The sequence below is a fragment of the Aquimarina sp. I32.4 genome, assembly GCF_002924285.1.
Taxonomy (GTDB): Bacteria; Bacteroidota; Bacteroidia; order Flavobacteriales; family Flavobacteriaceae; genus Aquimarina.
This window is the reverse complement of sequence record NZ_PGUB01000051.1, coordinates 16,283-34,138: the sequence shown is the minus strand read 5'-3', so window position 1 is coordinate 34,138 and position 17,856 is coordinate 16,283. Positions and strand designations below refer to the sequence as shown.

The 17,856-nt window shown below is 33.8% G+C and carries 20 protein-coding genes; 7 read left to right on the top strand and 13 right to left on the bottom strand.

All coding sequences use genetic code 11. The features are described from left to right. The 3 genes from CVD18_RS12670 to tssD form a co-directional block, all read right to left on the bottom strand. Nucleotides 1-182, bottom strand: a 182-nt coding sequence (locus tag CVD18_RS12670) for a transposase (RefSeq protein WP_146052779.1), incomplete at its 3' end; no start/stop codon positions are given. A gap of 19 nt (nt 183-201) precedes the next feature. Beyond that, nucleotides 202-444, bottom strand: a complete 243-nt coding sequence (locus CVD18_RS12665; RefSeq protein WP_103865815.1) for a hypothetical protein — start codon at nt 442-444, stop codon at nt 202-204. Between the two features lie 14 nt (nt 445-458). Continuing rightward, nucleotides 459-860 (bottom strand): type VI secretion system tube protein TssD, encoded by a 402-nt coding sequence (tssD, locus tag CVD18_RS12660; protein WP_103865814.1) that lies wholly within the window; start codon nt 858-860, stop codon nt 459-461. A gap of 213 nt (nt 861-1,073) precedes the next feature. On the opposite strand from tssD, the gene CVD18_RS22370 reads away from it, so the two are divergent. After that, nucleotides 1,074-1,313, top strand: a complete 240-nt coding sequence (locus tag CVD18_RS22370) for a hypothetical protein (RefSeq protein WP_146052778.1) — start codon at nt 1,074-1,076, stop codon at nt 1,311-1,313. 154 nt (nt 1,314-1,467) lie between these two features. Here the strand turns inward: CVD18_RS22370 and CVD18_RS12655 are convergent, their stop codons facing one another. Continuing rightward, nucleotides 1,468-2,640, bottom strand: coding sequence for a VWA domain-containing protein (locus tag CVD18_RS12655; RefSeq protein WP_103865813.1), 1,173 nt, complete (start codon nt 2,638-2,640; stop codon nt 1,468-1,470). Between the two features lie 215 nt (nt 2,641-2,855). Between CVD18_RS12655 and CVD18_RS12650 the strand changes: the two genes are divergently transcribed. From CVD18_RS12650 to CVD18_RS12640, 3 genes are all read left to right on the top strand, one after another. After that, complete coding sequence (locus tag CVD18_RS12650; RefSeq protein WP_233194545.1) at nt 2,856-5,075, top strand: histidine kinase; 2,220 nt, start codon at nt 2,856-2,858, stop codon at nt 5,073-5,075. Then, the gene (locus tag CVD18_RS12645) at nt 5,076-5,807 is read left to right on the top strand and encodes a LytTR family DNA-binding domain-containing protein (protein WP_103865811.1); all 732 of its coding nucleotides are present in this window, start codon (nt 5,076-5,078) and stop codon (nt 5,805-5,807) included. A 139-nt stretch (nt 5,808-5,946) separates the two neighbouring features. Next, nucleotides 5,947-6,180, top strand: coding sequence for a hypothetical protein (locus tag CVD18_RS12640; RefSeq protein ID WP_103865810.1), 234 nt, complete (start codon nt 5,947-5,949; stop codon nt 6,178-6,180). A 94-nt stretch (nt 6,181-6,274) separates the two neighbouring features. Here CVD18_RS12640 and CVD18_RS12635 read toward each other — a convergent pair whose 3' ends face one another. The 9 genes from CVD18_RS12635 to CVD18_RS12595 all read right to left on the bottom strand — a co-directional run bounded on the left by CVD18_RS12635 (nt 6,275) and on the right by CVD18_RS12595 (nt 14,901). Beyond that, the gene (locus CVD18_RS12635) at nt 6,275-6,811 is read right to left on the bottom strand and encodes a hypothetical protein (RefSeq protein WP_103865809.1); all 537 of its coding nucleotides are present in this window, start codon (nt 6,809-6,811) and stop codon (nt 6,275-6,277) included. Between the two features lie 41 nt (nt 6,812-6,852). Then, nucleotides 6,853-7,641: a glutamate racemase gene (murI, locus tag CVD18_RS12630; RefSeq protein ID WP_103865808.1), complete on the bottom strand. Its 789-nt coding sequence runs from the start codon at nt 7,639-7,641 to the stop codon at nt 6,853-6,855. Between the two features lie 86 nt (nt 7,642-7,727). Continuing rightward, nucleotides 7,728-8,237: an OmpH family outer membrane protein gene (locus tag CVD18_RS12625; RefSeq protein ID WP_103865807.1), complete on the bottom strand. Its 510-nt coding sequence runs from the start codon at nt 8,235-8,237 to the stop codon at nt 7,728-7,730. A 75-nt stretch (nt 8,238-8,312) separates the two neighbouring features. Further along, complete coding sequence (locus tag CVD18_RS12620) at nt 8,313-9,131, bottom strand: OmpH family outer membrane protein (RefSeq protein ID WP_103865806.1); 819 nt, start codon at nt 9,129-9,131, stop codon at nt 8,313-8,315. A gap of 36 nt (nt 9,132-9,167) precedes the next feature. Further along, nucleotides 9,168-11,792, bottom strand: coding sequence for an outer membrane protein assembly factor (locus CVD18_RS12615; protein ID WP_103865805.1), 2,625 nt, complete (start codon nt 11,790-11,792; stop codon nt 9,168-9,170). A gap of 4 nt (nt 11,793-11,796) precedes the next feature. Continuing rightward, the gene (locus tag CVD18_RS12610) at nt 11,797-12,534 is read right to left on the bottom strand and encodes an isoprenyl transferase (protein WP_103865804.1); all 738 of its coding nucleotides are present in this window, start codon (nt 12,532-12,534) and stop codon (nt 11,797-11,799) included. Between the two features lie 2 nt (nt 12,535-12,536). After that, on the bottom strand, nt 12,537-13,214 hold the full coding sequence (locus tag CVD18_RS12605) for a DUF6089 family protein (RefSeq protein ID WP_103865803.1): 678 nt from the start codon (nt 13,212-13,214) through the stop codon (nt 12,537-12,539). 99 nt (nt 13,215-13,313) lie between these two features. Next, nucleotides 13,314-14,198: an NAD kinase gene (locus CVD18_RS12600; RefSeq protein WP_103865802.1), complete on the bottom strand. Its 885-nt coding sequence runs from the start codon at nt 14,196-14,198 to the stop codon at nt 13,314-13,316. A 46-nt stretch (nt 14,199-14,244) separates the two neighbouring features. Further along, entirely contained in the window at nt 14,245-14,901 is a 657-nt protein-coding gene (locus CVD18_RS12595; protein WP_103865801.1) for a CBS domain-containing protein, read from the bottom strand. Between the two features lie 101 nt (nt 14,902-15,002). Here CVD18_RS12595 and CVD18_RS12590 point away from each other — a divergent pair, with 101 nt between their 5' ends. The 3 genes from CVD18_RS12590 to CVD18_RS12580 all read left to right on the top strand — a co-directional run bounded on the left by CVD18_RS12590 (nt 15,003) and on the right by CVD18_RS12580 (nt 17,854). Further along, nucleotides 15,003-15,716: a pyridoxine 5'-phosphate synthase gene (locus CVD18_RS12590; protein WP_103865800.1), complete on the top strand. Its 714-nt coding sequence runs from the start codon at nt 15,003-15,005 to the stop codon at nt 15,714-15,716. A gap of 12 nt (nt 15,717-15,728) precedes the next feature. Continuing rightward, a complete protein-coding gene (locus CVD18_RS12585; protein ID WP_103865799.1) occupies nt 15,729-16,496 on the top strand; it encodes an alpha/beta fold hydrolase in 768 nt (255 codons plus the stop codon). 119 nt (nt 16,497-16,615) lie between these two features. Further along, the gene (locus CVD18_RS12580; RefSeq protein ID WP_103865798.1) at nt 16,616-17,854 is read left to right on the top strand and encodes an OmpP1/FadL family transporter; all 1,239 of its coding nucleotides are present in this window, start codon (nt 16,616-16,618) and stop codon (nt 17,852-17,854) included. The last annotated feature ends 2 nt before the right edge of the window (nt 17,855-17,856 follow it).

Here is a 17,856-nt window from a genome sequence, read left to right as displayed (position 1 = left end):
TTTGTACTCAATTCCTGTTTTACAGTGAATTTACCAGAGGTAGATTCATATGATTTACGCCATTTACGGATCATACTTCCATCTAAATCATATTCTGAACTCACTTGCTGTACACTTTGACCTGATTGTAATAACTCTACAATCATAAGTTTAAAATCGTTACTATGTTTTCGCTTTACCATAATTCAAATATATTTAACATTATGGGCTATTTAAAATCGTCCTAACAAAACTAGATATTCCACCTATATCATCGTTTGCCAAATCTATTTTGTATAAGGCTTTTGATAATGCGGTGCGGGTATTATCGATCTCCTGTTGCAATGCAAACCCTATATCAAAAGCAGTAGGAGGGTTGCCATCAAATCGTGGCTTTACAGCACGTTCTATTGCAGGGCGTAGTATATCATCAAGCCCAGATAGGGTTTGATTACTTTTTCTCATCCTGAGCATAGGTTTTATTTTTTTGAGGCTACGGGCCAGTTATTGGTATGGGTGTGTCCTTTTATACTCATTTTGTGTGCATTGATCATAAGTTCTGATACTACGCCACCACCATTGAGGTTACTGTGATAGGTGCTCATATCTGTGCAGTAGGCTGTTTTAAAATCTAATGTAAACTTGATTCCTGTACCGTCTCCTTTATAAAAAATAATCTTACCATCATAAGTAGTGGTATCACTACCTGCCCAGTTTATGAGTTCATCCTGACCATCAAAATCTATGACCACCATGATGCTTCCTGCTTGCACTCGCGCACTGGGTCTTCCTGAATAGTCTATGGGTTTGTGGTAATCAAAGGTGCATTCTAGAAGACTGTAGGTCTTGTTCTCAATAATCAGTTCTGTTTTTGTTGCCATAATTATATTAATTTTTAGGTTTTAAAAAAATTACGTTTAGTATGAGCTTAGCTCAAAAAAATTATGGGGTAGTAGAAAGAAGGGCATATCGTATTCTTTAAAAAAATCAACCTATTTTACGATAAGACCTTTACTTTCAGAAACAAAACTAAGTAAACTATAACTCATATCCTTACAGATATCTGTAATCTGAGCGTTTTTTTTTGAAAAAAAATGAATTTACTGCGTGTATGTGCTATCTCTATTGCTGTTTATTGTTATATTTTTTTTGAGAATAGCTCACCAAAAACACGAGATCACCCCAAGGTAAACAGGAAATCATGCTGGATTTTACGGGATCACATCTTGTTCTACTGGAATCGCCACGGGTTTTACGGGATCAAAAACAGTGGCACTGGAATCGTCTCTGATTCTACAGCACGTTTTCTAGTTTGGTATAATCATTCTAAATAAGGGTTGCTTTTTAGTATAAAATATAGAATTCATAATGATCAAACTCTATATCAAAGAGAAGTATACATAAAATCCCTCACCTGATATTACGATCAAATGAGAGATTTGTGAAATATGTAAGAGGAGGTAGGCATCACTGGGATACCTTACTGTATTACTCCTCCCAGGTAAAAGCTTTTTTTCTACCTTGTTTTTTGATTGCATTAAGTAGTGCAGTTTCTAGACTGGTTCCTTCTTTTTTGCTATTCTCTTTTATGAATTGTACTCGTTTTTTATTGAGTTCATTAATTTCTTGTTGTATTTCTTTTCTTGCAGTACTTTTTTCGGCAATATATTGTGTGAGTTCTGTTTTAGATTTATCTTTCAGTTCTTGTGGTAGGTCTTCTTTTTCAACCTCTTCTATTTCAAAAGATTCATCTTCTACTGCATCAATCAAGTCCCAACTTTTGTTTTTATAAAATCCAGAACTTTTGCTTACCGTTCGGCTTACGGCATTTGCAGAACTATAGGATCTGGCGTTATGATCTTGCTCTGCCTGTAGTTTTCTTTTTTGTGCTCCTTGATTACCATAATAAAGATAGGTCTTGTTTAGTTTATTGTTGAGTTCTAGGATGATATTGTCGTACGGTGTTGCAATATGTATGGTTTCTCGATTATGGTCTATAGCACTATATTCTCCATAAGTAATATCGGCACCATGTTTCCATTGTGTATCAATCCCTTGTCGGTAATTACCACAAAAAATAGTATTGATTGTGATGCCTTTTTCTAATGCATCTGTTGCAGCATCTTTATAATCAACAGGGCCTTGCGTAAAAGGCTCGTTGCCAGCAATAAAAATTAATTTAAGGTGGTCGTTACTTTTTTTCCATCCCAATTGATTGATAGAAGTATTGATGACCTTACCACAAAATTCATTTCCTCCGTTGGTAGTAAGTGCAAAAAGTTCTTTTGAGATCTCGTCAAGATCATTAGAAAAAGGAAGTACCTGCCTGATAAATCCTTCTTGAGAAGGTAACCCATCATTCCCGTATTCATACAGGGCAATTTCTAATTTTATTTTATTATGCCCACATTTGGCATACGATAATTCATTTACAATTTCCCATAATTGCGCTTTTGCCTGTTCGATAAGGCCATCCATACTATTACTCGTATCTAGTAATAGTGCTACTTGAATATTACGGATATTTGGATCTGTTTTGGTAGTACTTATAATATGGTTTTTCTCTTTTCGAAGTGAGATTTCAGAATTTGATTTATTATTAGCATTGCAAGAAATGATAAAAAATAAGGATAATATACTCCATGTAAAAAATGTCTTCATAGCTTTCTTTTTTAATGTTGAAGTAAAACTATAGATAACTTTTTTTGCTAAAAACCTGAAATGAGGGTATATCGATAATCAATGAGTAAGAATGCCTGTTTGATTAGTTAAGTTTCTCTTCTATAGCTAAAAGTAGGCGTAAAATAGAATAATCGAGAAAAGTGAATTTTATTATCCGAGCTAAATGGGTTAAGTTTACCTTGTTTTAATTAAGTATGATGAAGAAGATTGTTTTGATATTATTGTTTTTGTGTTTCTTGCCAGTATTGGTTTTGGGACAGCAAGAGACTAGGATGAAACGTTCTGAATCTATGAGTATCAAGGGTTCTGTAAAAGAGAAGAGTACTCGAAAAGCTATTAGAGATGTAGATGTAACAGTAGTAGGAAAAGGAGCTGTTACTACTGATGCTTTTGGTAATTTTAAGATCGAAGCACGAGTAGGAGATGAGCTTATTGTTACCCATGATAGCTTTAATACGGTACGGTATACAATCAAAGATGGACAAAGAATCGATATAGAGGTTCAGGATATTCCAGAAAAGAAACTTTCAAAATCATCTATTTATTCTAAGAAAAGAGAATCAGAGTCTATATATCGCAAGAATCTAGAAGCGGCAAAGACTACCTTAAAAAAAGATGCCGCTACAAGTATAGAGCATATAACAAGTGCATTAGAGACTATACGAGATGATGACCCCTCATCAGCAAATAAAAAAGCAGCACTATTTGAGACGCTGGCAGATATATATAGATACTGGAAACAACCTGATCTTGCAGAAAGTAATTACCTGATAAGTCTTAAAAATAAATATACTGTTGACGTAAAAATCAAATTAGGATACGCCCAACTAGAAGATAAGAACTATCAATCGGCATTACTTACTTTTGATCAATTACAGAAATCACGTATAAGTAGTTCTCAAAAAATTATGATTTATGAAGGATTGGGTGATAGTTATAAAGGATTGCAGAATTATTCTAAAGCTACAATAAATTATAATAAGGCACTCTCTATAAGTCAACGAAAAAAACTTGATGATAAAGTAATCTTTTTGAATTCTAAGTTGGCTGGAGTATTACAGCAGGAAGGAAATATAAAAGATGCAGAGCTATACTTGGATAATTCTGTGCAATTGGCACAGCAGAAGAGTAAAAAAATATCTGCACGACAACGAACTGTTGCGGCAGATTTTTATAACAAGAGTAATAGTTATGAGAAAGAGATACAGTTAAGAAAAGAAGCAATTGAGGATATAGAAGAACTTGAGGAAGCTCAAGATGCACCCCCTGAGGCAGAAGATAACTCTCTTACTACGCAGGTGCAAAATTATAAAATTGCCAGAGCCTTTGCGGCACAAGAAGCTTATGACGAGGCAATACCTTATCTAGAGGAAAGTATAAAAGAGGCTGCATCAAAAAATGATCTGATTGTTCAAAAAGATGCTACCAGGAAATTAGGAGAAGTATATAGAGAAAAAGGAGAACTTAAAAAGGCTTCTAAGGCTTTTGAAGAGTATGAAGTGATTATTGATAAGCTATACATTCAAAAAGATCAAGAAATATCTCAGGCGGCGCGATTTGGTAGAGAGCTCTCACAAAGAGCAAACCGTATTACAACGCTAGAGAAAGATAGAGAACTCAATGAGGTAAGGTATGAACTGGCATTTGCATCGCAAGAGCTAATAAATCAACAAAGTTTACGGCAACAGATTATAATCTATTTTTTGATAGGACTAACTCTTTTATTACTTCTTGCAGCATACTTAATGTATAGAAACATGAAGCAACAACGGTATGCAAATAACCTTTTGGCATTAAAATCGTTGCGATCACAAATGAATCCACATTTTATTTTTAATGCTTTAAACTCTGTAAATACATTTATTGCAACAAGTGATGAGAGAACTGCAAACAGATATCTTACCGATTTCTCTTTATTGATGAGAGCGGTACTAGAAAATAGTGAAGAGGATTTTATACCATTAGAAAAAGAAATAGAACTTCTTAAGATTTATGTGCAATTAGAGCATTTTAGATTTCAAGATAAATTTGAATATAAAGTTGAGGTTGATCCAGAAATCGATGTAGAAGCATATATGATACCTCCTATGTTGCTACAACCTTATGTAGAGAATGCGGTCTGGCATGGGTTGCGATATAAAAAAGAAAAAGGGTTGTTGTCAATACGTTTTGAGAAAATAGCTCATGATAGCATTGTAATTACTATTGCTGATGATGGTATAGGGCGTAAAAAATCTAAAGAACTGAAAACCCAAAATCAGAAATCACAAAATTCTAAAGGAATGGGGAATATTAAAAAGAGAATTGCCATCCTCAATAAGATGTATAAAGACAAAGTAGATGTAGTGGTGTCTGATTTGTATGATAATACAGAAGGAACACAAGTAAAATTAATTCTTAAGAAAGACAAGTAAATGAACGTAACTGCAATAATAGTAGATGATGAAGCCAATAGTAGAATTATTCTTAGAAATTATTTGAGTAAATATTGTAAAACGGTTACTGTATTAGGCGAAGCCGCTAGCGTACAAGAAACAATAGAATTGTTAAAATCTCACACACCAGATGTATTGTTTTTGGATGTAGAAATGCCATACGGAAATGCATTTGATTTATTAGAGCAGGTGCCTGATCGTACTTTTGAAATTGTTTTTGTTACCGCTTATGATCACTATGCAGTAGATGCGTTGAATGCTCAGGCTACTTACTATTTGCTAAAACCTATTGCAATCGATAATTTGATTAAAGCTGTTGATCATGTGACTCATATCAAGCAACGAGAAACTGCACTATTGGATACTGTATTAGTTCCCAAAGTTACTTCAGCAGAAGGGAAAATTACAATTCCTCAACAAGATGGATTTGAAGTGTTGCAAATTTCTGATATTTTGTATTGTGAGGCAGATGATAATTACACCAAAATTTATTTAGAAAAAGGCCATAAGCTCGTTAGTAAAACCTTGAAATATTTTGAAGAATCTTTGAATTTACATGGATTTATAAGGATACATAAAAGTTATTTAGTGAATGTAAGTAAGGTTACACGATATAAAAAAGGTAAAGGAGGAAGTGTTGTGCTTTCTTCTGGAAAAGAGTTGTCAGTATCATCATCTAAAAAAGGAACATTGTTAGATTATTTTAAATGATTAATATAGAAAGGTGGGATATTTATTGTTTTTTAACAATAAGATTAATTTATTTGTGTTAAAAATTGTTAAAATAAAGCCATAGTTATAATTTTTTTATGTTTTTATTGTTGTATTGGTTAATAAAAACATAAAAATAATGAAAAAATCATCTAAAAAATTATCCCTTGAGAAAATTAAAATCTCTAATCTAGCTGCAAAATCTATTGTAGGAGGAACAGGTAATCCATCGTTGCACAGTTGTGCTGGGCAAGGTAATCAGCCTGGGCAAACATGTTATACTGATAACTGTGGCGGTACAGGTACAGGTACAGGTACAGGTACAGGTACAGGTACAGGTGGTGGCGGAATTAGTGGGCCTATTTACTGCTAAAAACACATCGGTTTTTGTTATAATAACAAACCATCTAAAGAACTTCTTCTTTAGATGGTTTGTTGTAGTATGATTACTGCTTAAATTTTTTGAGCTATTTTTTTATATAGGTAAAATAATGTCTTGTTATTTTATTTTTGTCTTCTTCACTAATAGGAGGGACTTGGTACCTTTGAGATTCTAATAGTAATAAAGTGTCTGATTTCTCTTTGATATGATAGTTGGTTTCTCCTCCAAAAATAAATGTGATGAGTTCGTTATCTTTTTGTTGATACGTACCATTAAAAACTTTTTTTTGTACTTCGGCTGTGAATTTTGATTTCAGGCTATCGTTTGATTGTGGTGTTAATTCAAGTTCATCTTCTTGTCTTGTGACAGTGTATCTTCCTTTGTCAGAAAAAGACCAGATCATTGTTGCAAATGGATATTGTGTGCTCCCTGTAATCCCACTATCAATATGAATAATAGAATCCAAATGCCATTCACCAATTATAGTTGCTGGTTCATTATCAGATTCAGTTTCCTGATCTATATAAATTATTTTTGTGGGAGCTTCTTGTTTTTTGTAATTATTACAACTTAAAAATAGGATGAATAGTAGTAAGACTAATATGTTACATATTGTTTTCATGTAAACTGTTTTTTAAACCCTCTTGTAGGAGAGGTGTGGGATTAAAAATTCAATTGTTTTATAGTGTGCTTATTAGGTATTGGTTTAAGTATCTCTTGTATTATAGAAATATCCCCATTAGTGTATATTGTGTGGTTGCCATTTTTTGTAGAATGAGTTAATAGATTGTTGGTGGTGAGAATGGCTTTGGTTTGTCTTGCAACGGCTTCCCCAGAATCAATAATAGATACTTTGCTTGGAAGTATTTTTTTTAAAACAGGAATAAGGTATGGGTAATGTGTACATCCTAAAACAAGATGGTCTATGTTTTCTTCTAGCATGGGGGAGATGTAGGTATTGAGTAATGTATACATCTCTTTAGACTCAATTTTACCAGCTTCTATAAGCTCAACAAGGCCTGTGCCTATTACTTCTATAACTTCTATGTTTTGAGTGTAGAGGTCAGAGGTTTTGGTAAATAATTCACTCGATAGGGTGCCTTTGGTGGCTAGAACTCCAACTTTTTTTGTTTTGGTATGAATAGCCGCTGGTTTTATTGCAGGCTCTATTCCGATTATGGGGATGTCATAAGTAGCGCGCAGTACTTTTATAGCATTTGTAGTTGCAGTATTACAAGCAACTACAATGATTTTAGAATTTAAATTAAGTAGTTTTTCTGTGTTTTTAATACTTAATTCAATGATTTCTTCTTTGCTACGTTTTCCGTAAGGAGCATACTGGCTATCGGCAAGAAAAATAGTATCTTCATTAGGTAGTAGTGTAACGATTTCTTTCCATATAGAAGTTCCGCCAACACCAGAGTCAAATATACCGATAGATTGGTTTTGCATTGTAAATATCATTTGTTCAAAAATAAAAAAAACAGTGAAATGTTGACCTCACTGTTTTTTTTATTCTGTAAACTAAAGTAGTGTTGTTATATACCTAAATCTTTTTTTACGTCTGCCATAAGATTTTTACCATCAGCCATAATAACTCCTGTTCCTGTAGTAGAGTCTAATACATACTGAAAACCTTGAGCTCTAGCAACTTTTTGAATAGATGTACGTGCTTTTTCGTATATAGGCTTCATTAGTTCGATTTCTTTTTTCTGAAGATCTTTGATTGCATTATTTCTGTAATCTCCGATACTTTTTTCTGTAGCCTGTACTTCTTGTGCTCTTTTAGCATTTTCCTCTTCTGTTTTAGTAGCAGCTTCAGCTTGGTATTTTTTCATTGTATTTTGCAATTCCAGCATCATGTTTCTGATCTCTGCATCATACGTTTTATTTAGTTTTTCGATTTCACTTTTTGCAGCTTTGAAAGCAGGCATTGATTCAACTAGTTCCTGTGATGCAATATGCGCTACTTTGGACTGAGCATTTACAAAACTCGAAGTTCCTATAATAAGTGCAATAGCTACTAGTAATGTTCTAAATTGTTTCATTTGTAAATAATATTAATAAGTGTTATAAATTTATAAAATTAATTTCTTAAATATCGTGTATAGATACGAATGTTTTTAATTATTTTCTAGATTTTCTTTTTGAGCTTTTAGAGTGTTGATAGAATCTTTTTTTCTTTTTTGTAATTCTAGTAATCGTGCTCTTCTTTCTTCAAATTCTTTCTTTTTTGCAGCTCTGATAGAATCTCTTTCAGCTTTACGTTCAGCTAGAAGTTGTTCTCTTTGCGATAATCTTTTTTGAGCTGCTCTTTCTCTATCGCTTACTTCTCTCTCTTGGCTTAGATTTCTTTTTTCGGCATTTTCTAGGGCTCTTTTATCTTTTTTACTACTTAACTGCTTTCTTTTTGAGGCTCTATTTATTCTCAGTAATACTTGATCGCTTATGTCATATCGATCCGCAGAATATAGCATAACAGGATCAGCAGACTTGTCAAAAATAAAGTCATATTTTTTATTTTTTGCAATTTCTTGAACTGCAACAAAAACTTGATCTTGTATTGGTTGTACTAATCTTTTCTTTTGTAAAAAAAGATCACCATTAGGGCCAAAACGTTTTTGCTGATATTCTAATATTTCTTTTTCTTTAAAAACAATATCTTCTTCTCTTTCTTCAATTAATTCTTTGGTCAATAATACTCTTTCGTTATTCAGGTCTTTACGCATTTCCTCAACCTCTTTGAGTTCGGCTTCTATTTCCACTTTCCACTTTTGTACTTTAGTGTCAAGTTCAGAAGAAGCTTCATTATATTCAGGAACATTTTCTAGAATATATCCCATATCTATATAACCAATTCTAATGCCTCTTTGTGCAGTTGTTGTATTTGTGAAAAATAGCAAACTGACTGCTGCAACTAGTAAAAGACCCTTTGTTTTCATAACTTTTGTGTGTATATTGAAATAATCGTGCCAAAACTAAAATTGTTGTCCTATAATAAAATGAGTTTCCCATCCATTAGCTCTATTCTCTCCTGGAATAGGATCAAACCCATATCCAAAATCAATACCCAATAATCCAAATGCTGGCATAAAGATTCGTAAACCTGCCCCAGCAGAGCGACTTAATTGAAAAGGATTAAAAGTTTTAAAACTGTCATAAGAAGCTCCACCCTCTAAAAATCCGAGCATATATATTGATGCTGCGGGCTTTAGTGTTATAGGATAACGAAGCTCTAACGAATATTTATTATAAATTGTTGCCCCATCAGCATCAAAATCTTGATTATTAGTTCTGCTTTGAGGTGTTATAGATTGGTTTTTGTACCCTCTTAGTGAGATAACCTCACGACCATCAAGACTGGTGGCTCCTAATCCATCACCTCCTAAAAAGAAACGTTCAAATGGAATATTACCTCTATCGTTATTATAAGCGCCTAGGAAACCATATTCAGCCTTTGTTTTTAAAACTAAAGGCTTGTTACCGATGTTTATTAAGCTTGTGTACCATGTACCATCAAATTTAAGTTTGTAGTACTCTAGCCATTTAAAACGCTCTTGATCGATCACCCCGATCTTATCTTGATTTTCCTGTCGCTCTATTGCTGTAAGGTTAGCATTTCTATCTGTCAATTGATCATCTAAAGCTTTTCTGCGATCAGCTAATTCACTATAATCTACCCCGTCTAAAAGAGAGTAGGGTACAGAAAGTTTTGCTACAATATTAAATTCTGATCCTCCTGTTGGGAAAATAGGGTTTACTGTGGTATTATTTCTATTAAGTCCAATAGTATATGATAGGTCGTTTGAAGAACCGTTACCAAAGGTAAACAATCTCGTGTTATAGTTCTTTAGATTGTAATGTCTGATACTTATAGCTTGAGATAAGGTAAAGTAGTTATCAGGCCAATCTAATCTTTTTGCAATACCAATTGATCCTCCTGTGATAAGGAATTTACTGTCTTTGTCTACATTACGAGTTCTGTTGTTTAATAAAAACTGAATAGTGTGAGAGAATGAAGTAGATAATTGATAAGGTCTTTTGCCTCCTAACCATGGCTCTACAAATGAAAGGCTATATGTTTGAAAAAATCTACTTGCTTGTGCTCTTACTCTTAATGTTTGACCATCTCCCATAGGAAGAGGGCTGTATGACTCTTTGTTGAAAATGTTACGAATAGAGAAGTTGCTAAATGCTAGCCCTAGCGTTCCTACAAAACCACCACCACCAAAACCACCTTGTAGTTCTATCTGGCTTGACCCTTTTTCTACAACAGGGTAGTTAATATCTATAGTTCCTGCCTGAGGGTTTGGGTTTTGAAATTGAGGTTCTAACTGTTCTGGGTCAAAAAACCCTAGTTGTCCCAATTCACGAACAGTTCTTACAACTTGATCTTTACTATAACGTTGACCAGGTTGTGTTCTAAGGGTTCTATAGACTACATGGTCATTTGTTTTGTCGTTTCCTGTAACGGTAATATGATCAAAATAAGTTAACTTTCCTTCACGTACTCTAATTTCAAAATCAAGAGTATCGTTGTATACTTTGGTTTCTACTGCATTAATAGATGAAAATAAATACCCATTGTTTTGGTATAAGTTGGTAAGATCATTTGCATCAGGTTTGGTGTTGTCTGCAATTTGTTTTTCTAGAAGAACACCATTATAGGTGTCTCCTTTTTTGATTACGAGTTGTCTCGCCAACTGGCGATCTGTATAAACACTGTTACCTAAAAAAGTAATATTACCAAAATGGTATTTGTTTCCTTCTTCTACATTAAGTTGTAGTGATACGCTATTGTCATCTTCTACAATCAAACTATCAGAGATTATACGTGCATCTCTATACCCTTTTTCTTTATACTTTGTAATGATGTTGTCTTTGTCATCATCATAGTCAGCTCGAATGTATTTTGATCTTTTCCAGAACCTGAGAAACTTCTTGCGCTTAGTGTTTTTCATGGCACTACGTACCTTTGCATCAGATAGCTGCTCGTTTCCTTCTATGAGTATATTATCTACTTTTACACGGTCTCCTTTGTCAATAAGGACAACCATATTTACTTTATTACTATTTACGGTATCTTTTATAGGGATGGTGTTGATGACCACTTTGGTATTTAAGAATCCGTCTTTTTTGTACTTGTTTGTAATAAAGTTTCGTGTAGTTGTGGTAAGGTTCTCAGTAACCTTTGCGCCTTTGGTAAGCCCATTGTCTTTGATCAACTCTGCGGCTTTACGTTTTTTGATGCCCTGTATACGGGCTTCGTTTAATTCTGCAACCTCTTGTATGTTGATTTCTAGATTAGCAACTTCACCTTCTACATTACTGATGTAGAAATTGATGTCGCTAAATAGTTCGAGATTCCATAGTTTTTTAATTACTTTACTTATTCTATCTCCTGGTAGAAAAATACGTTCCCCTTTTTTTAGCCCTGTAAAAGTAATTACAGTATTCTCGTTGTAACTGGTAATGCCTGTTACTTTAATATCTCCAATAATGTATTCTTTCCCGTTAGCACCAGGTATTTTTTGTGCAGAAAGCGATGTTGATATTAATAAGGCGAGTAACGTAAAATACGTAATAGGTAGTTTTTTTGTCATTTCTTTAACTGAGCTGCTCACTAGTTTTTCCAAATCTTCTTTCTCTTTTTTGATAATTGAATATGGCCTCGAATAAATCTTCCTTTCTAAAATCTGGCCATAAAATTTCTGTAAAATATAATTCTGCATACGCAATTTGCCATAATAGAAAATTACTGATACGTTGTTCCCCACTGGTACGTATTAATAAGTCTACATCAGGTATATCTTTTGTATACAAATGCTCATTAATGACTGATTCATTTATAAGATGTGGCGAAATTACACCATTTTTAACTTTAATACTTATTTCTTCAATAGTTTTTACAAGCTCCTCTCGACTACCATAACTAAGCGCCAAAGTAAGTGTCATATGGCTATTGTCTTTGGTTTTGTCGATAACTTCCAAAAGTTCTATTCTTACTTTTTTAGGAAGTAATTGTAAATTTCCAATAGTATTAAGTTTGATATTATTGTCTTGAAGTGTTTTGATTTCTTTTTTTAATGAAGTAACTAAGAGTTTCATCAAAGTGTCTACTTCTAGTTTTGGTCTATTCCAGTTTTCTGTAGAAAAAGCATAGAGAGTAAGGTATTTAATACCTATTTCGGCGCTGCTTTCTACGGCCTCTCTTACGGCTTTAGTTCCGTTTTCGTGGCCTACAGCTCTGAAAAAGCCTTTCTTTTTGGCCCAGCGTCCATTGCCATCCATAATAATGGCAACATGTTGTGGTATATTAGAGTTTAATTGTTTTTTATCAATCATTTTTAGAAAGCACAATAACAAGGTATCCTACCCCAAGTGTACGATATTGTAATACCAGTAAATAAATACCAGTCATTGTTGTTTAAATTACCAAATCCTGTACCAAATCTATCGTCGGGATTACTACCGTCTAGATTATCTGTAAATGTATATCGAGCACCTATTTCTGCTCCAATTACAAATTTTCTACCCAATGTCTTTTTAATTCCTAAAACCATAGGAATGGCAAAACTCCATTTATCGGCATAAGCACCTATTCTATCATTAGTATCAATTGCTTGAGCGCCATAATTAAATGTAGTGATTCCTGTATATAGATATGGGGTAAATTGAGGTGCACCGTCGTAAAGATACCAATCCCAGAAGTTAAATTCCATTCCTAGCGATAATTCTTTTATAGAATTGCTAAAACTAAGACCTCTTTCTTTTCTTCTGTCATCCCCTTTGCTGTCATTAGCATTGAGTTCTGCGTATAAAAAAGAAGCTCTAAAAGCATGTCGTTTACTTCTATTCCATTTTCCGATAGCTCCAAACGCAATATCATTGGGAGCAATGTAGTGTGTAGATCCTACATCTCCTACGTAATTAGCTCCTCCAGCCATCAAACCTATTTCGTAGGTTTGTGATGTGATTGGTTGCATAAAAAACACAACAATTATAAGTGATGCTAAGTATCTCATAGATTTTCAAAAGTTTGCAAATATAACAATTAACTTTAGTACACAAGAATTTGTGTAAAATAGTATGCATAAAAAACACTTTTTAGTGCAATTTATTGTTCAATTGCGTTTATCTTCTCCCCAAAGCATCTTTTTTCGTAGGGTTTTTAAAAAGCTATCTTCTTGCAATACGACCATATTGATTTTGAATGAAGCTTTTTTTATAATTATTGTAGTTTCATTGGGGAGGGCGTGTATTCTTGAGTCTAGAGAAACCAAATATGTATCTTCTCTTCCTGAGACTTGTAATTCAATTTTTTGGTTATCGGGAATAACAAGTGGCCTAGCGTTTAGGTTATGCGGAGCAATAGGAGTAAGTGCCATGCTTTCTGCATCAGGCATCATTACAGGGCCGCCACAACTTAAAGAATATCCTGTAGAGCCAGTTGGGGTAGCAACTATGAGTCCGTCTGCCCAATATGAGGTGAGAAACTCATTATTGAGAGTGGTGTGAACAGTAACCATAGAAGTTGTGTTTCTTCTGCTCACAGCAATCTCATTCATTGCAAAGTTTAAAACCCCAAACTCATCAGTTGCAGGAGAAGTTTCTACTGTAACAAGGCTTCTTGATGAGGTATAGAATTTTTTGTCTAATATAAGTGCAATGCTATCTTTGATCTCTTCTTTTTGAATGGTAGCCAAAAAGCCAAGTCTTCCAGTATTAATTCCTGCAATAGGAATTCCTAAATCTCGAACATAAGTAATAGTTTTGAGAATAGTACCGTCTCCTCCTATACTAAAAAAAAGATCGTAAGAAGTGTCTAATTCTTCAAAAGTGCTAAAATGAGAATATGTTTTGTCGATTTCATCATGAAGATTTATTAATTCAAGAAAATTTTTCTCTATTACAACTTCTACGCCATTCTCATCCAGAGTTTCTAATAGCTGTTGGATATAAATTCCTGAGTTTTTATGATAGAACTGGCCGTATATACCGATCTTCATTGTGATTTACTTTGTATTAATATTAAAAATGGAGATATTATTTCTTTTAGATATTAAGGTATTTTGCTAAATATTTAGATCTTTCTTTTAAGTTTGTTAAAAATGTATCTTCCTGATGTTTTGATACAATATTGTAGCTGTATCTTCTGAATGTTTGTACAATATTGTTGATGTCACTATCACTTATTTTTAAAGTAATTTGCGCTACATCGTTTTCCATATTAGAAATAAATAGCCCTAATACTTTGGCGTTATTAGACTCTATGATTTGCGATATTTCGCTAAACGAATAATCCAAAATACCTTTTTCTACGATCAAAATATTTCCAGGCTCACTTAGAAAAGGAGTCTCATTAAAAAGATTCATAATATCTCCTAGTTCAAAAAAACCTAAGTAGTTATTGTTGTCATCCAAAACAGGCATGATGTTAGAATTATTTTGTGCAAATGATTCTAGAATATCTAGCCAGTTATTATCTTCTCGGGCATAAAACCCCTCTAGTGCATATTGATAAGATTCCAGAGCTTTGTCAGTTTCAAAACATCTAATATCTGCCTCAGAAATACATCCGAGGTATATGTTTTCTTTTATAACAGGGAAATGGGTATAGGTAAGTTCATTGAATAATAGTTGTGCATCTGTTACTTTTACAGATACGTCTAAAGGTTCAATTTCGTTAACAATATATAAATTCGTTTTCATAATTTTTTGGGGGCTATATTATGCAAAATAATCAAAAAATATACAATCGAGGCGTTCTCAACTTTGTATTTTTGCTTTTTTAGTAAAAGACATCAAAAACTATGACAAAATTAAGTGTTAATATTAATAAAATTGCAACTTTACGTAATTCAAGAGGAGGGGATACTCCTAATCTTGTACAAGTGGTAAAAGATATTCAGGGTTTTGGAGGAGAAGGGATTACGATTCATCCAAGGCCTGATGAAAGGCATATACGGTATCAGGATGCATATGATCTCAAGTCTGTAGTGACTACAGAATATAATATAGAAGGGAATCCTGTGCCAAAATTTGTAGACTTAGTATTAGCTGTCAAGCCTACTCAGGTTACTTTGGTTCCAGATGCAGAAGATGCGATTACGAGTAATGCAGGTTGGGATACTAGAAAACACAAAGATTTATTGAAAGAAGTAATATCAGAGTTTAAACGTAATGACATACGTACTTCTATATTTGTTGATCCAGTATCTGATATGATAGAGGGTGCAGTTGCTACAGGTGCAGATAGAATTGAACTGTATACAGAAGAGTTTGCTTCAGAATATGCAAAAGGAAACCAAAAAGCTATAGGGCCTTACTCGTCATGTGCACAACAGGCTATTGATTTAGGAATAGGGGTAAATGCAGGGCATGATCTCTCATTAGATAATATACAATTCTTTAAAGAAAATGTACCTGGACTTCTAGAGGTATCGATAGGGCATGCTTTGATTAGTGAATCTATTTATTTGGGGTTAGAGAATGTAGTTAATATGTATTTGAATAAACTTAAATGATAATGATTGTATATGGAGTTACATGCTAATGTTTTTGGAGAAGGGCAACCATTTATAATCCTTCATGGCTTTTTAGGGATGAGTGATAATTGGAAAACTCTAGGAAAGAAAATTTCTGAGCAGGGTTTTCAAGTACATCTCATAGATCAGCGTAATCATGGTAGAAGTCCTCATAGTAAAGAATTTAGTTATGACCTAATGGCAGAGGATTTGGCTAAGTATTGTACGGTGAATAATCTAAGTAATATTCAGTTGTTAGGGCATTCAATGGGAGGGAAGACAGTGATGCTTTTTGCGGTTAAATTTCCAGAGTTGCTTGATCATTTGATGGTGGCAGATATTGGGCCTAAGTATTATCCTTTGCATCATCAGGATATATTAGATGGACTGAGAGCTTTAGATTTTGAACTGTTGAAATCTAGAAATGAAGTAGATAAAGAATTAAGTGCGTATGTGCCAGATGTTGGTGTACGTATGTTTCTTTTGAAAAACTTGTATTGGAAAAATAAAGGAGAGCTAGGATTACGAATGAATTTGGAAGCTTTGGCAGAAAATGCAGATCAGATAGGAGTAGAACTTTCTTTAGAGGATAGTTATAAAGGTGCTACTTTATTTTTAAAAGGAGAAAAATCTAATTATATTGTTAAGAGTGACGAAGCTCGAATAAAAAATCAATTTCCTAATTCGATAATCAGGGAAATTTCTGCTGCAGGACATTGGTTGCATGCAGAAAACCCAAAAGAATTTTTGGCAGAAGTATTAGAATTTGTCAAAAAATAAGCGAAAAATACTATGTATGCATAATATTTTAGTGATTTCGTTGGATAATTAGTATTTTAGAGTAAATTTGAGATATCAATTTTTCAAAATCCAAAATAACAAACAATTCTAAATTAATTATGAGAAAACTTTTATTATTAGTTCTATTCGTCTCGGTGGCTACGGTCACCTATGCAGGTGGATATAGAGTTAGTGTGCAAGGGCAAAGGGCGATAGCTATGGGGCATACTGGAGTAGGTGTGGTGAATAGTGCTGAGCTGGTATTTTTTAACCCAGCGGGTCTTGTATACTTAGAAAATAAACTAAACGTAAGTGTTGGTGTGAGTGGTGTTTTTACAGATGTTTTGTATCAAAATACTGAATTTGGAGTGTCATCAGAGACCGATAGCTCTGTAGGGACACCTCTTAATATATATGCTTCTTATAAAGTAAATGACTGGATGTCTTTGGGTCTTGGGGTGTATACTCCTTACGGAAGTGAAGTAACCTGGCCAACCAATTGGGAGGGATCTCATTTGGTGAATGAAATCGAATTGGCAGCAATATATGTACAGCCTGTTGTGTCATTTAAGCTTTCGGATCATTTTAGTATTGGTGGAGGACCAATATTTGTAACAGGGTCAGTACAGTTTAATCGTAATGCTAATAGAACTGCTACTGATATAGAAGGAAACCGTTCTAATATTGCAATCGATGATTCTGGAGTTACAAATTGGGGATGGAGTGTTGGAGCTATGTTTAATCCAACAGAGGATCTTCATATTGGATTTAGTTATAGAAGTGAGATTATACTTGAATCAGAAGATGGAGAAGCTACTTTCTCAAATTTTCCAAATACAACAAGACCTGGGATACCACCAAATGGGACTACATCTTTTAATGCAGAACTACCGCTTCCAGCAGAATTAACTGTAGGACTTTCTTATGAGTGTGATAAATGGTTGTTTGCATTTGATTATAACAGACAATTCTGGGAAGTGTATGAATCTTTGGATCTTACTTTTGGTAATGGTTCTAGCTCAATAAACCCTCGTAACTATAAAAACTCTTCCGTATATAGATTTGGTGTACAGTATGAGGCAACAGAGAAAATTACTTTGAGAGCAGGTTATTACAGAGATGAAACACCAGTTCAACCAGGATTTTTTGCGCCAGAAACGCCACGTAATGATTCTGATGGATTTACAGGAGGTTTAAGTTTTGCAGTAACTCCTAAGTTGGCAATAGATGCTTCATTCTTTTACTTGAGATTTGAAGAGGTTGATGCTTCTTATGATGCTGGTTCAGGAGGACCTTTTGGAGGAACATATAAATCGAGCGCTTTTGCGCCTGGACTTGGTTTAACTTATAAAATGTAATA

What these genes read in the sequence shown, in the direction of transcription:
- CVD18_RS12665 (WP_103865815.1), bottom strand. Translation starts at nt 444, where the DNA reads ATGAGAAAAAGTAATCAAACCCTATCTGGGCTTGATGATATACTACGC.
- tssD (WP_103865814.1), bottom strand. Translation starts at nt 860, where the DNA reads ATGGCAACAAAAACAGAACTGATTATTGAGAACAAGACCTACAGTCTT.
- CVD18_RS22370 (WP_146052778.1), top strand. Translation starts at nt 1,074, where the DNA reads ATGAATTTACTGCGTGTATGTGCTATCTCTATTGCTGTTTATTGTTAT.
- CVD18_RS12655 (WP_103865813.1), bottom strand. Translation starts at nt 2,640, where the DNA reads ATGAAGACATTTTTTACATGGAGTATATTATCCTTATTTTTTATCATT.
- CVD18_RS12650 (WP_233194545.1), top strand. Translation starts at nt 2,856, where the DNA reads ATGATGAAGAAGATTGTTTTGATATTATTGTTTTTGTGTTTCTTGCCA.
- CVD18_RS12645 (WP_103865811.1), top strand. Translation starts at nt 5,076, where the DNA reads ATGAACGTAACTGCAATAATAGTAGATGATGAAGCCAATAGTAGAATT.
- CVD18_RS12640 (WP_103865810.1), top strand. Translation starts at nt 5,947, where the DNA reads ATGAAAAAATCATCTAAAAAATTATCCCTTGAGAAAATTAAAATCTCT.
- CVD18_RS12635 (WP_103865809.1), bottom strand. Translation starts at nt 6,811, where the DNA reads ATGAAAACAATATGTAACATATTAGTCTTACTACTATTCATCCTATTT.
- murI (WP_103865808.1), bottom strand. Translation starts at nt 7,641, where the DNA reads ATGCAAAACCAATCTATCGGTATATTTGACTCTGGTGTTGGCGGAACT.
- CVD18_RS12625 (WP_103865807.1), bottom strand. Translation starts at nt 8,237, where the DNA reads ATGAAACAATTTAGAACATTACTAGTAGCTATTGCACTTATTATAGGA.
- CVD18_RS12620 (WP_103865806.1), bottom strand. Translation starts at nt 9,131, where the DNA reads ATGAAAACAAAGGGTCTTTTACTAGTTGCAGCAGTCAGTTTGCTATTT.
- CVD18_RS12615 (WP_103865805.1), bottom strand. Translation starts at nt 11,792, where the DNA reads ATGACAAAAAAACTACCTATTACGTATTTTACGTTACTCGCCTTATTA.
- CVD18_RS12610 (WP_103865804.1), bottom strand. Translation starts at nt 12,534, where the DNA reads ATGATTGATAAAAAACAATTAAACTCTAATATACCACAACATGTTGCC.
- CVD18_RS12605 (WP_103865803.1), bottom strand. Translation starts at nt 13,214, where the DNA reads ATGAGATACTTAGCATCACTTATAATTGTTGTGTTTTTTATGCAACCA.
- CVD18_RS12600 (WP_103865802.1), bottom strand. Translation starts at nt 14,198, where the DNA reads ATGAAGATCGGTATATACGGCCAGTTCTATCATAAAAACTCAGGAATT.
- CVD18_RS12595 (WP_103865801.1), bottom strand. Translation starts at nt 14,901, where the DNA reads ATGAAAACGAATTTATATATTGTTAACGAAATTGAACCTTTAGACGTA.
- CVD18_RS12590 (WP_103865800.1), top strand. Translation starts at nt 15,003, where the DNA reads ATGACAAAATTAAGTGTTAATATTAATAAAATTGCAACTTTACGTAAT.
- CVD18_RS12585 (WP_103865799.1), top strand. Translation starts at nt 15,729, where the DNA reads ATGGAGTTACATGCTAATGTTTTTGGAGAAGGGCAACCATTTATAATC.
- CVD18_RS12580 (WP_103865798.1), top strand. Translation starts at nt 16,616, where the DNA reads ATGAGAAAACTTTTATTATTAGTTCTATTCGTCTCGGTGGCTACGGTC.